Source organism: Rothia sp. HSID18067 (assembly GCF_003989445.1).
In the GTDB taxonomy this organism is placed as follows: Bacteria; Actinomycetota; Actinomycetes; order Actinomycetales; family Micrococcaceae; genus Rothia; species Rothia aeria.
The window spans coordinates 830710-843706 of record NZ_RBMF01000001.1 but is presented as its reverse complement, the minus strand read 5'-3'; the positions used below and the strand labels follow the sequence as shown (position 1 = coordinate 843706).

Sequence of the window (12997 nt, the reverse complement as noted above, 5' to 3'; positions counted from 1 at the left end):
GGTGCCCGAGGTGGGACTCGAACCCACACTCCGTAGAACCTGATTTTGAGTCAGGCGCGTCTGCCAATTCCGCCACTCGGGCGCACACGCAATGTGTACGGCATTGATTCTACATCATACGGTGCCGCAAAATCGAATTTAGGGGAAAACAACGCCCAACCGCGCTCTACCCTAAATTTCTGAATGAAACAAGTGTGTACTGTAGATGAAGAAATATGAACTGCTGTAGACTTGAGACGAGAAGAAATTGCAAAAGGAGAGAGTTTTGTCAGAGCAGACCACTCATGACCACGAGGGAGATGCAGACGCTCCGGCACGCACCGTTGTTGTTGCCGAAGATGAAGCGCTGATCCGTCTCGACATCGTGGAAATCCTACGGGAACGCGGTTACGAAGTTGTTGCTGAGACCGATAACGGGAAAACCGCCATTGAGCTCGCCCAAAAGCACCGGCCTAATCTGGTGCTCATGGACGTGAAGATGCCCATTATGGACGGCATTACCGCCGCCGAAGAGATCGGTAAGGAACAAATTGCCCCCGTAGTACTTTTAACCGCATTCAGCCAGAAGGAGCTGGTGGACCGCGCGGTTGAGGCTGGGGCCATGGCATATGTGGTAAAACCGTTCACTCCCAATGACCTGTTCCCTGCCATTGAAGTGGCTATTGCCAGGTACGAGCAAATTCGTGCCCTTGAAAAAGAAGTGGGCACTATCCGCGACCAGTTCGAAACCCGTAAACTAGTGGACCGCGCAAAGTCATTGCTCATTACCAAAATGAGCCTGACCGAACCTGAAGCATTCCGCTGGATTCAAAAAACTTCGATGGATCGTCGTCTTTCAATGCGCGAAGTTTCAGACACCATCATTAAGCAGTTGTCATAGGAACATAGAGAGCTGTAGCAGAAGGTGTGTGCCCCCATAACGTTACGTTATGGGGGCACACACCTTGAATCTTTTTAACGTTTAGAGAAGGTTGCCTCATCATCATGTTTTAGCGGGGGAGCGGTTGGCGAGCTGGCCCATAGGGCCCCGACCGTCACAACTAACAGTGCTGGCCACCATAGGCCGCTCAGGTTGTATGCAGCAATAAAACAGACAATAACAGCCCCAATAAGAATGGGCATCGCAATGCGTTTGGCCCGTTTAATCTTGGGATACCGCTGATAATAGGGAGCGCGTGCCATGAGGCTCCTTTCCATGGATGGTACTTTAGCGGGCGGTGCGGGGGATGAGCATATTAGTGATGCGCGCCGAACATACACCTCTGCCAGCCTCATCGGTTATTTCTATGGTGTGAACGCAGACGGTGCGTCCCAGCTTAACGGCGGTGCACACAGCGGTTACATATCCTGCAGTTGCTGGGCGCAGATGGGTTGCGTTAACATCCACCCCCACAGCCATGCGTTCTACACCCCCGTGCACTCCGGAGGCTAGGGAGCCAAGGGTTTCAGCAAGAACCACGGACGCCCCACCGTGCAGGAGCCCCGCAGGCTGAGTGTTTGGTGCGACGGGCATCGTGGCTACCGCACGTTCGGCGGATAACTCGCTCAGGCGAATACCCATAGCGGGGATAAGCCCGCCAAGACCATACGGGAAAAGAGGATGTAATTTCTCAGGAACACCGTGCGCGGTCAGTTCCGCGATGACGGTGGGGGAAAGCTCAAGGCTGGAATCAGTCATGCCTATAAGTGTACCCCTGCCCCACCGCCCCTTGAGAAACCCGAATAAGAATACTACCGTTGGGTGAGAGACGCCTTCGGCTAAAACTAATATGCCGGTTTCTAGTGCTACAGGGCCGGTATGGATCGGGAGACATGATGAACACCGTAGAACAGATTTTTGAGCTGTGGCACAGCTACGCCCAAGAACGGAACACAGAAGGGCTACTGAGTCTCTACGCTGAAGATGCTGTGTTTGAAAGTCCGCTGGTTCCGGCAATCCTTGATGATGCCCGCAGTGGGGTGCTACATGGTAAAAAAGAGATTGAGCGGTTCCTGAGTGAAGGCACTCAACGCCGCCCCAACGAGCTGGTGAAATGGTACCGAACCGGTGAATACCTGACGGACGGCAGGATGCTCGTATGGGAATACCCACGTGAAACCCCAGATGGTGAGCAGATCGATATTTTAGAGCTCATGATTATTGAGCAGGGCCTGATTGCCCAGCACCGTATCTATTGGGGATGGAAAGGATGCCAGCACATTAGCGGGGCCCTTGCCAGCAGTGTGGCACGCGTTCGTCCATAATATAGAGGATGCGCCCACCGCTGTGTAGCAGGCGGTGGGCGCATCCTCTATAAGAATGAATAGCCGGGGTGCGGCCGGTAGGGGTAGGTACTAAGCTGAGATAGACTCGGCTTTCTCAATATCTTCATCACGGATTTCGGAGTCGGGGTTAATGCCCATGAGCTTAGAAAACCGCTCGGTAAATGTTGCGATGGTCGCATCCCCGGTCACGTTGGTAGCGGTGCCGAAGGAATCCTGTGCCAGGTACAGTGCGATCATGAGCGCAATCATTGACTCGTTAAAGCCCAGCATTGATTCCAGCAGTCCGATAGCGGTCATCACGCCGCCGCCGGGTACGCCAGGGGCTGCCACCATCATAATGCCCAGCATCAGCACGACTGGGGTGACAGAGGCGAAACTTGGGTTCTGCCCCGTCATGTGTAGCACCGCCACAGCGCATGAGGTGATGGTAATCATCGATCCCGACAGGTGGATGGTGGCACACAAAGGGATAGCAAAATCAACCACTCGGGACGCAATACCAGCTTTTTTAGCGGAACGCACCGTAACAGGGATAGTAGCCGCCGAGGACTGGGTGCCGATTGCAGTGAAATATGCCGGGAGCATGGTTTTAAGCATCTTCGCCGGGTTGCGTTTAGAGACCGCACCGGCCGCCGTGTACTGAATACACAGGGTGAACCAGTGCAGAATAATAACCATAATGAACACCATGCCGAAAACTGACAGGATCTTCACCACCTGGCCTGCGAGGGTCATATTCGCAAACACCCCCACAATGTGCACCGGCAGCAGGGGAATAATCACATAGCCGAGCATTTTCTCGACGATCACCTGAAAATCTTCGAAAAGGTTCAGCATCGACCTGCTTTTGAGCGCTGTGATACCCAGACCGAGGATGAATGAAAGTATGAGGGCGCTCATCACACTCATAATGGGCTCAAGTTTAAACGTGACGTACCCGCTGGAAAGCGCGTTCTCGGGGTTATCGAACGATTCAAGCTGCTGACCCTTGAGGAGAATCGGGTACAGGAAAAGGGCTGCGGTAAGCGCTAAGAACCCCGCGACAATACTTGACAGGTACGACAGGCCTACCGTCACCCCCAGCATCTTCCCTGCGCCCTGGGCCAAGGAACCAATACCCGGGACGATGAAACCGATAATGATGAGCGGGATAGCGAAACTCAAAAACGCACTAAAAATAGTGGAGAACGACACAAAAATTTGCACCACAACGTCGGTGGGAATGGAAATTTTCGCAGCGGAGTTAATGCCGCTAATAAGCCCTGGTGTGAGCGAACCGATGAGCACGCCGCCAAGGATGGCGATAACAATCCACGCCAGAAGCGGGATTTTCTGAAGCACTTTCATGATGTCCTCAAAGTTGTGAATCCGTGTGTTTATTTCTGGTTCCACGGCTATCGTGTAACTATAAGGTTTTATCGTAACCTGAGTACCACCGCTTATTCCAGCAGTGCAACCACAAAACCGCGGCAATACACCATGTACAGGCTGCGGCGTGGGCGTTACGGGCGTGGAAGCTGCAAACAGTATGGGTGCAGCCTTGGAGCAGCTGCACAATAAACGTTTACCTCCATAATTTATGTGGCACGAAGCAACATTTAAAGCGCACGGAAACCCTTTTTGATAGGGTGAGAAAACTACCGCGAGAAAACCCGTCGCGCCCCAGCCAGTGCAGATGAAACGGAGAGAAACATGTCTAAAAACCCGTCCCCTAGCGCTCCCCGTACCCTTGAGATAATCGCTGAACAGAACCAGGGATTGCCAGGGCAGTTCCTCGCCGCCTATTCACCGAAAACCCAGAAAATATATATCGCAGGAACCTTCAACGCCGCCTCACACCGCGGTTCCTGCGTGGCCACTATCGCCCGCGTTGACCCGCAGACCTTGGCCATTGAGGCAACCGCGCAGCTACCCGTCATTGATGAGGCACACCCTAACCTGATCGGTGAATACCAGTTGTGCGGCGCATTCGGCTTGAGCGTTGATGATACGCGCGGCACTATCTGGGTGACTGATCCGACCACCTCCTCCGTGGCCGTATACGACCGTGATACGTTCGCCCCTATTTGGAGCAGCTACCAGCCCGACGTATCGCTAGAACAACAGCCTGTGAATCACCCGCGTGAAGTGCTGGTGCTAGAGGACATCGGTAAAGCCGTAGTGACCGGCCCCGGCGGGTACTGGTTTATTGATACCGGAACCTACGCAGTCACCGCCCACAACCCAGTACCTGGCTCTCTGCCGCACACCCTCACTATTACCCGTGACACCCTCGGCGGGAATATCTACCTCAGCGACTACAACCTAGACAAAGTGTATGAGGTAAGCCCCGCTATTGGGGAGGCAGTACGCACCATTAATGTTCCTGCCGGAGAGACCTCCGACTTCTCGCGCGTCAATACCCACGGGGTGGCAATCAATAACTCGCTCAACGAAATATATGTCTCAACTCAGGGTGAGAACGGCAAGAACTCCGGGGTTCAGGTGCTTGATAAAATCAGCGGCTCGTTCAAACAGTTCATCCCTTATGGGATAACTCCCACAGACATTATTGCGGACGAAACCCGGGACTTGGTGTACCTCACCGACTTCGGCCCCACCTCGGTGCACCCGGCAGATAGTGGCGGGGGAACGGTCGCTGTTATTGATGCGCGCACCAAAAGTGTGGTGGCTGAGGTGCACATTGCCTCAGGGAAAGCGAATCATCTCACCCTGCTGCCGGACGGCATGGTTATTGCACTTGATAAGGCCGGAACCCACAAAAACGTTGAGGTGGGGTTCCATATTGATCCGGTCACCGGTAAACACGTGAACTCCGCGATAGATGTGCACGCCAGCGGCACCACCCCCATTAATGCCGATTCCATCACCAAAATTACGGTGGCGCTAAACAACGCTGGCTAATACCGCAACTGTAGTCCGTGGGTGCGCCGAAACCGCGCGGGGTGTATTCCCTATACGTTAAGGCGCGCTCACCGTGGCGGCTCCTGAGCTGTATGACGCTGCAGAGCACTTGCGATCACCACCGCCTCAACATCCCTAGACCTCAACGGTAAACTAGAGTAGATGAGTACTTCTGATAAGACCCTCCTTCTGATTGATGGCCATTCCCTAGCCCTGCGCTCCTTCTTCGGTATCTACACGATGGCCGAGAAAACCGGGCAGCACGTCTTTGTGCGTAGCGATGGGCAGCATACCGAAGCTGTGCACGCCTTCCTCTCAACCTTGCTCAACATCATTAAGGACTACCGCCCCAGCCACATTGCGGTTGCCTTTGACCTGCCTGGTGGCACGTTCCGTACCGCAGAATACAGCGACTACAAGGGCGGTCGAACCGAGATCCCGCAGGCATTTGACGGGCAGATCGACCTGATTAAGAAGATGCTCACCGCCTTGCGTATCCCCGCGCTCACGCAGGAGAACTACGAGGCCGATGACATTGTCGCCACCCTTACCCGCCGCGGAACCAAAGAGAACTACCGAGTATTTATCCTCTCGGGCGACCGCGATATTTTTCAGCTGGTTACCGACACAGTGACCCTGTTGTACCCCGTCACCACAGGCCCCTCCAAGGGTATCCAGCTGATGGATCCTGCCGCTGTAGAGAAAAAAACTAAAGTACCCCCGCGCCTATACCCCGACCTTGCTGCGCTCACTGGTGAACAGGCCGATAACCTGCCCGGCGTTCCCGGCGTGGGGCCCGGGTTTGCTGCAAAATGGTTAACCGAATACGGCGACCTTGACGGGGTGATCGCCAACCAAGACAGCATTAAAGGCAAAAAAGGGGAGGCCCTTCGCGAAAATATTGAGAACGTGCGCCGTAACCGTCGCCTCAACCAGCTGGTGGATGACCTCAACATACCACTGGACCTGGGGGAAGACACCAGGTTCCTTCCCGACCTTGACGCACTGGATTCCTTCTTCGATGAGGTTCAATTCCGCACCATCCGCAAACGCGCCCATGACACGTTAGGCCCGGTAGTGCGTGCTGCTGGGGCTGCCACGCGCACCGCAGCGGCAACTGCTGGGGGCGAGGTTGATGAATTCGGGCAGGGGACGCTCTTTGCCGTGCCGGGGCAGCAACCCGCCGCCCCGAAAACGTTACCTTCTGGGCCTGTCTTTGAGCCTATCGCAACGGATAAACCGGTCACCGCGCAAACCGCCGCGCAGTTTCGCCATTGGTGCACCCAGGCTGCTACCGAAGGCTACGGTGAAGGCCTTGATGTGCCTGAACGTCTTAAAGGCGCCGTAACCCTCCTGCCGGTTATTGATGTGCCCGTGGCCCGTGAAGGCGCGAAAACCACAAAAACTAAAATCCGCTCGGCCGAAGAGAATCCCGTGCTTCGGGGGTTAATTCTCACCAGCAAAAGCTCTTCCCTGTGGGTGGATACCGTCACTATCGGAGAAGAGCTCAATAGCGCACTTGCGGCGTGGCTCTCCGATGGGAACGCGCACAAAATCGTGATGGACTTAAAGATTCAGCGGAAGCTTCTGCACGAAAACGGGTACGAGTTAGAAGGTGCCGTGGAGGATCCTGCTCTTTCGTCGTACATGTGCGGGCATATCCCCGCTACTACACGCCGTCTTTTCGCGGAACGTATTGAAGACTTGGCGGAGAAATACCTGTGGATTCCCACGGAGGACTACGGTGAGCTCGTATTCTTACCGGAGGACATTATGGGACCCGAAAACCTGCGTTATTTCACTCAGGTATCCCGGGTTATTCGTGAACTGGCGCGGCAGCTCCACTTTGAGATGGCAGAACAGGGGCAGCTGAAAATCTATGAGGATATTGAACTGCCGCTACTGTATGTGCTCGCCGATATGGAGCGTGCTGGCATTGCCGTCTCTGATGCCCTGCTTGAGGAGCTCAACGGAACATTCGCCTCGCGTGCGAGTGCCGCTGAGGAACAGGCGAAGGCCGTGGTGGGGTCACATATCGACGGCGAAGAGCTGAACTTGGCTTCGGTGAAACAGCTGCAGACTGTACTATTCGAGAAACTGGGGTTGCCAAAGACCCGCAAAATAAAAACCGGGTACTCGACTGATTCAGAGTCGATGACTGACTTGCTGGGTAAGATCTCTCCCGAATCTGACGGGGCTCAGTTCTTAGTATCTTTGCAGGGGTACCGCGATAATGTGAAACTCAAACAGACCGTTGAGGGGCTGCAGAAAGCGGCACGTATTGACGGCCGTGTGCACACCACCTTCCAGCAGGGGGCAGCATCCACGGGGCGTCTTTCTTCAACCGCGCCAAATCTGCAGAACATTCCGGTGCGTTCTGAGGCGGGGCGGCGCATCCGGGATGCGTTTATTGTGGCGCCTCATCCTATTGACGGTGTGGAATATGAGGGGCTGCTAACCGCCGACTACTCGCAGATTGAGATGCGTATTATGGTGCATCTTGCAAAGGACGAGAAGCTTATTGCTGCTTACCAAGAAGGTGAAGACCTGCACCGTTTCGTGGGGTCTGAAGTGTTCGGTGTGGCTCCTGAGGACGTGACCTCGCAGATGCGCTCGAAGGTGAAGGCGATGTCGTACGGACTGGCGTATGGGCTGTCTCGTTTCGGGCTGGCGAAGCAGCTGAACATTAGCTCTGATGAGGCGGGCCAGCTGCGCACGAACTACTTTAAACGGTTCGGGCGCGTGGGACGTTTCTTGCGCGGCGTGCTGAAACAGGCCCACACTGACGGCTACACGCAGACTATTTTTGGCCGCCGCCGCCAGCTCCCTGATTTAGACTCGCCCAACCGCACCCGACGTGAGGCGGCTGAACGGGCCGCGCTGAACGCCCCAATTCAGGGTACTGCAGCAGACATTATTAAAATCGCGATGATTAATATCCACCGACGCCTGCGCGACGAAAACCTGAAAACCCGTATGCTCTTGCAGGTGCACGACGAGATCATCCTTGAGGTTGCACAAGGGGAACGGGAAACTGCACAGCGTATCCTGGTGGAAGAGATGAGCGGTGCAGCGCAGCTGTCGGTTCCGTTGGATGTGCAGGTCGGCTGGGGTAAATCCTGGCAGGAGGCCGGGCATTAAGGAAGTCCTGGCTGCTGTCACGGCAGTACATTAGCGGGGGTAAAGTACGATGTGTGGCTGCTACACGCCGTTGCATTCGCCTTAGATGCGTGTTGTTCATTGACGACACGCCCGAGATTCGCATACACTAGTAATTGCGTGTATTGGCACTTCTGTGCGCCCTCACCATTGGTGGGGGCTTTACTAGACGGTTCGCCGAATAGTCTGGTTATTACGGTATGCGCGGTAAGTATCCGTCAGACTCGACGCATCCTTCCGGGGCGAGCGCTTCACAGCGCATTACCGGAGGCCGAGGCATACCTGCCATGGTGGATGCGCCGACCTATAAGTAATCCAATTGGAGCCCTAACTATATGAGCACCAACATCCCTCAGGTCGCAATCAACGACATTGGCAACGAGGAAGAATTCCTCAAGGCAGTTGACGAGACCATCAAGTACTTCAACGATGGCGATCTCGTCTCCGGTCAGGTTGTTAAGGTTGATCACGATGAGGTTCTGCTCGACATCGGTTACAAGACCGAAGGCGTCATTCCCTCCCGCGAGCTCTCCATCAAGCATGACGTTGACCCCGGCGAAGTCGTAACCGTCGGCGACGAAATTGAGGCTCTCGTCCTCACCAAGGAGGACAAGGAAGGCCGCCTAATTCTCTCCAAGAAGCGTGCACAGTACGAGCGCGCATGGGGCGACATCGAAAAGATCAAGGAAAACGACGGTGTTGTCACCGGTACCGTCATTGAGGTTGTCAAGGGCGGCCTTATCCTCGACATTGGGCTGCGCGGCTTCCTGCCCGCGTCACTGGTTGAGATGCGACGCGTCCGTGACCTCGCACCCTACATTGGTCAGCAGCTTGAAGCGAAGATCATTGAGCTTGATAAGAACCGCAACAACGTGGTGCTCTCCCGCCGTGCATGGCTTGAGCAGACCCAGTCTGAGGTTCGCTCCACCTTCCTCAACCAGCTCGAAAAGGGCCAGGTGCGCGATGGTGTGGTTTCCTCTATCGTCAACTTCGGTGCTTTCGTGGATCTGGGCGGTGTGGACGGCCTGGTGCACGTCTCCGAGCTGTCCTGGAAGCACATCGACCACCCCTCCGAGGTTGTCGAGGTTGGCCAGAAGGTCACCGTCGAGGTGCTAGAGGTAGACCTGGATCGCGAGCGTGTCTCGCTGTCTCTGAAGGCCACCCAGGAAGACCCGTGGCAGGCATTCGCCCGTACCCATGCTCTGGGCCAGATCGTTCCCGGCAAGGTCACCAAGCTTGTTCCCTTCGGTGCGTTCGTCCGCGTGGAAGACGGCATCGAGGGTCTGGTTCACATCTCCGAGCTGGCTGTGCGCCACGTGGATTTGGCAGACCAGGTTGTCTCGGTTGGCGAAGAACTGTTCGTGAAGATCATCGACATCGACATGGACCGCCGCCGCATCTCGCTGTCCCTCAAGCAGGCTAATGAGGGTATTGACCCCAATGCCACCGAGTTCGACCCCGCACTGTACGGCATGGCCGCAGAGTACGACGAGAACGGCGAGTACAAGTACCCCGAGGGCTTCGACCCCGAGAAGGGCGAATGGCTCGAAGGTTACGAGGCACAGCGCGAGGCATGGGAAGCTCAGTACGCCGAGGCCCAGGCTCGTTTCGAGGCACACAAGGTGCAGGTCGCCAAGGCCCTGGAGGCTGACGCGGAAGCCGCTGCATCCGCACCGGTTGCTGCGGAGCCCGCACCGACTTCCTACTCCTCCGACGATAAGTCTTCGGCAGGCACCTTAGCTTCTGATGAGGCGCTGGCTGAGCTCCGTAAGAAGCTGACCGGCAACTAAGCCTAGTTTCACGCTCCTGTAACTGATTGAGCGCATAGGGGAGGGGCTTCCACCACACAGGTTGGTGGGAGCCCCTCCTTTGCTGCGTTTATGACGGCCTGGATCGTTAGTGATTGGTCATGAGTGCCCAGATGCGTTCCACTTGGGTTTGTGTGTTTTCTGCGGAGCCGTCGTTGTCGATAATCCAGGTGGCAATGGCGGCGCGTTGGGCATCTGTGGCTTGGGCTGCGATACGGGCCCGCGCGTCTTCTTCAGCCATGCCCCGTGTCTCCATGAGGCGGGTGAGTCGCTTCTCCAGGCTGGTACGTACCACAATGACACCGTCGAACTCTGCGGCACGGTTTGTCTCGGCTAGAAGCGGAATGTCGTCAATAATAATGCCTGAGAACCCGGGGGCACGCCGAGCCTGCTCCACCAAAGCATCCGCACGGGCGCGTACGGCCGGGTGCACAATATTGTTCAGGCGGGTGCGGGCGTCCTCATCGGAGAACACCAAAGCCGCTAAGGCTGGACGGTTGAGCGTGCCGTCCGGGTGCAGGATATCGGGGCCGAATTCTGCAACAACGGCATTGAGCGTGTTTTCTGTAGGGCGCATGAGGTCTCGTGAGATAGCATCCGCATCAATGATGACCGCCCCCAGATGGGCGAACATTGCGGCTACTGTGCTTTTGCCGCCGCCGATACCGCCGGTGATTGCGTACCGTCGAAGTGTTTTTTCTGTCATGCGACCGCCTAAAATAGGTAGGGTGAATAGTCCCCAGGATATTGCCGTTCAGACCCGTGCTAACCGGTATACCGTTCCGCACGGTACCGGAGAGTACGAGCATCTGCTTGAGATTAAGCGTAGCGAGTTTATTGGGCATATCAAACGGGTGAGTTCTCAAGATGAGGCCCGGGATTATATTGAGTCGCTGCGCAAAACCTACCATGATGCACGGCATGTGTGTTCGGCATTTGTGGTGGGTGCTGATAGGGATGTGCAGCGTTCTTCTGATGATGGTGAACCAGCTGGTACGGCGGGTATTCCAATGCTTCAGGCTCTTTTAGCGCGGCAGAGCCGACCGGATGGCACCACTGATCTTTCGGATACGGTGGCGGTGGTGGTGCGCTATTTCGGCGGTATTAAATTGGGCGCCTCAGGGCTGGTGCGTGCCTATACAGATGCGGTGGCACAGACTCTAGATGCGGTCAGCTTCGATTCGCGGGAGCGTGTGCGGGTGGGGGTTGTCGCGGCGTCTCATGCGGATGCGGGCCGTTTGGAGAATGAGATGAGGGCGTGTGGGCTGAATATTTTGGGTACTGACTATTTAGCGGATGGGGCTCAGATTTCTATGGGCGTATTTGATTGCACCGAGGATTTGGAGCGCGCCAACGAGCAGGTTGTGACGATAACTGCCGGGGCTGGGACGGTGCTCTGGGGAGATACCCGCTGGGTTGATATACCGTTTAATTAGTTCAAGCAACCTAGTATAAAAGTTATACCTAAATATTAAATCAGGGTGAGCATAGTATCTGGTGGGTGTTTGTGGTACGTTGAATACGGCGCGGCGTTACCTGCCGCGTTAAGTCAACCGAGAGCCGAGAGTTTTCTAGTGCGCTTTCCCGATTATGAACACAGCACACAAACCAATACCCCGCCAGAGGCTGAAACCGCAACCGTTGAGCAGATTCTTGAGGCCTACAACAAAGGCAACCTGGATACACTGTTAAACGTTTTGGCGAGGCGCCCGCGTGAACTCGCTCAACAGCTGAACCGTATGTGCAGGGCTTTCCCCGCAGAGCTTGAGCGTGTCGCGGTGGTTCTTCAGCAGGTCGGGGATCAGCTGCCGGTAGAAACCTTGGTTCGTTTGCACAATCAGTATGCGAATGCCGCCCGTGGGGTGGGTGAGTGTCTATCAATGGATAACCTCCGAATGGTGCACCTGATTCAGGCGCCCGTAATAACCCGCAGCCACGCTGCGCGCCTGCTGTTGGCTATTGAAATGTGCCTGGTGGGCAGGATGGAAGGCTTCAGCGTTGAGATGTCTCCCCAAGACTATTACCGCCCTATGAAGGCTGAGCCTGCACCTACCTCATGCAACCCCGCGCTGGACGGGGCGATTAACCCGTTTACACCAGCGTTGTGGGAGCCATTCCGGCTTGGCGGCAACGATGAGGCAGTGGCATTGAGCGCTACAGGCGTGCGGGAGGTTCCTGACGGTTATGAGCTTTCGGTGCTCCTGCTGGATGACGACTATGCCCGGGTCAAAACCATTGAACGGGGCGTTGAGGATACCTGTTTTTCCTGCTTCTGGGATGAGGAAGGCGTGGACTCGGAGAACGATACACGATGCGGGCTCACGCTTGGGTACCGTATCGAAGAATATGCCGAGGTTAATGTGCACCGCGCTATGGCCTTGGGTGTGCGGTATGTAGTGGTAACCGCGCGGGTAGGGGAGCGCTTCCCACAGCTTGGTAGCGCAGACAACCTGGGGAAAGCCCCGCAGTGCTCGCCCGTGCACCCTGACACGCCACGTTTTACCTCACAGGTGGCTCCCGATATGAGGTCTTTGACGATAACCCCGGAGGCGACTATTCGCCCGGTGGATCATCGGGGTAATTTTCATGTGCTTGATACGCCTGGTCGCACCGTGTGCGCTGTACTGGATTTGTATAAGCAGCGCATTAGCACCCCTGCGGTGGGTATCCCCGAAGGGGCAGATGAGGATACCACACTCACTGCTATTATGGGTGCGCTTAACGGGTACTTGCCCATGACCGTTCGGGAATTCATGCGGTTATCGGGTGCTGCTGTGCGCAAACCCGACTAGTTAGCCCAGAACATAACAAGGTACAGTAACCTTTTGGCGGCCCACCCTTTCGGATTCCGCTGTCCCTAA

The 12997-nt window shown here is 55.7% G+C and carries 11 protein-coding genes and 1 tRNA gene; 7 read left to right on the top strand and 5 right to left on the bottom strand.

Annotated features, from left to right (window positions below; genetic code table 11):
- Window positions 1–2: 2 nt before the first annotated feature.
- Window positions 3–82: transfer RNA gene (locus tag D8M23_RS03655), tRNA-Leu, on the bottom strand.
- 183 nt (window positions 83–265) lie between these two features.
- Between D8M23_RS03655 and D8M23_RS03650 the strand changes: the two genes are divergently transcribed.
- Window positions 266–880, top strand: coding sequence for an ANTAR domain-containing response regulator (locus D8M23_RS03650; RefSeq protein WP_006888011.1), 615 nt, complete (start codon window positions 266–268; stop codon window positions 878–880).
- A 74-nt stretch (window positions 881–954) separates the two neighbouring features.
- On the opposite strand, the gene D8M23_RS03645 is transcribed toward D8M23_RS03650, so the two are convergent.
- Window positions 955–1182 (bottom strand): hypothetical protein, encoded by a 228-nt coding sequence (locus D8M23_RS03645; RefSeq protein WP_126853740.1) that lies wholly within the window; start codon window positions 1180–1182, stop codon window positions 955–957.
- 25 nt (window positions 1183–1207) lie between these two features.
- The gene (locus tag D8M23_RS03640; RefSeq protein WP_126853739.1) at window positions 1208–1678 is read right to left on the bottom strand and encodes a hotdog fold thioesterase; all 471 of its coding nucleotides are present in this window, start codon (window positions 1676–1678) and stop codon (window positions 1208–1210) included.
- Between the two features lie 134 nt (window positions 1679–1812).
- Between D8M23_RS03640 and D8M23_RS03635 the strand changes: the two genes are divergently transcribed.
- Window positions 1813–2244, top strand: coding sequence for a nuclear transport factor 2 family protein (locus D8M23_RS03635; RefSeq protein WP_023133350.1), 432 nt, complete (start codon window positions 1813–1815; stop codon window positions 2242–2244).
- Between the two features lie 90 nt (window positions 2245–2334).
- Here the strand turns inward: D8M23_RS03635 and D8M23_RS03630 are convergent, their stop codons facing one another.
- Entirely contained in the window at window positions 2335–3657 is a 1323-nt protein-coding gene (locus D8M23_RS03630) for a dicarboxylate/amino acid:cation symporter (RefSeq protein ID WP_238693745.1), read from the bottom strand.
- 300 nt (window positions 3658–3957) lie between these two features.
- Here D8M23_RS03630 and D8M23_RS03625 point away from each other — a divergent pair, with 300 nt between their 5' ends.
- The 3 genes from D8M23_RS03625 to rpsA all read left to right on the top strand — a co-directional run bounded on the left by D8M23_RS03625 (window position 3958) and on the right by rpsA (window position 10118).
- Window positions 3958–5169, top strand: coding sequence for a YncE family protein (locus D8M23_RS03625; RefSeq protein ID WP_126853738.1), 1212 nt, complete (start codon window positions 3958–3960; stop codon window positions 5167–5169).
- Window positions 5170–5331: 162 nt separating this feature from the next.
- Window positions 5332–8310, top strand: a complete 2979-nt coding sequence (polA, locus tag D8M23_RS03620; protein WP_126853737.1) for a DNA polymerase I — start codon at window positions 5332–5334, stop codon at window positions 8308–8310.
- 353 nt (window positions 8311–8663) lie between these two features.
- The gene (rpsA, locus tag D8M23_RS03615; protein WP_006887293.1) at window positions 8664–10118 is read left to right on the top strand and encodes a 30S ribosomal protein S1; all 1455 of its coding nucleotides are present in this window, start codon (window positions 8664–8666) and stop codon (window positions 10116–10118) included.
- Window positions 10119–10224: 106 nt separating this feature from the next.
- On the opposite strand, the gene coaE is transcribed toward rpsA, so the two are convergent.
- The gene (gene coaE / locus D8M23_RS03610) at window positions 10225–10842 is read right to left on the bottom strand and encodes a dephospho-CoA kinase (RefSeq protein WP_126853736.1); all 618 of its coding nucleotides are present in this window, start codon (window positions 10840–10842) and stop codon (window positions 10225–10227) included.
- Between the two features lie 40 nt (window positions 10843–10882).
- Here coaE and D8M23_RS03605 point away from each other — a divergent pair, with 40 nt between their 5' ends.
- Both D8M23_RS03605 and D8M23_RS03600 read left to right on the top strand, forming a co-directional pair.
- On the top strand, window positions 10883–11572 hold the full coding sequence (locus D8M23_RS03605; RefSeq protein WP_126853940.1) for an IMPACT family protein: 690 nt from the start codon (window positions 10883–10885) through the stop codon (window positions 11570–11572).
- A 138-nt stretch (window positions 11573–11710) separates the two neighbouring features.
- Window positions 11711–12928, top strand: a complete 1218-nt coding sequence (locus D8M23_RS03600; protein ID WP_126853735.1) for a hypothetical protein — start codon at window positions 11711–11713, stop codon at window positions 12926–12928.
- Window positions 12929–12997 lie beyond the last annotated feature (69 nt).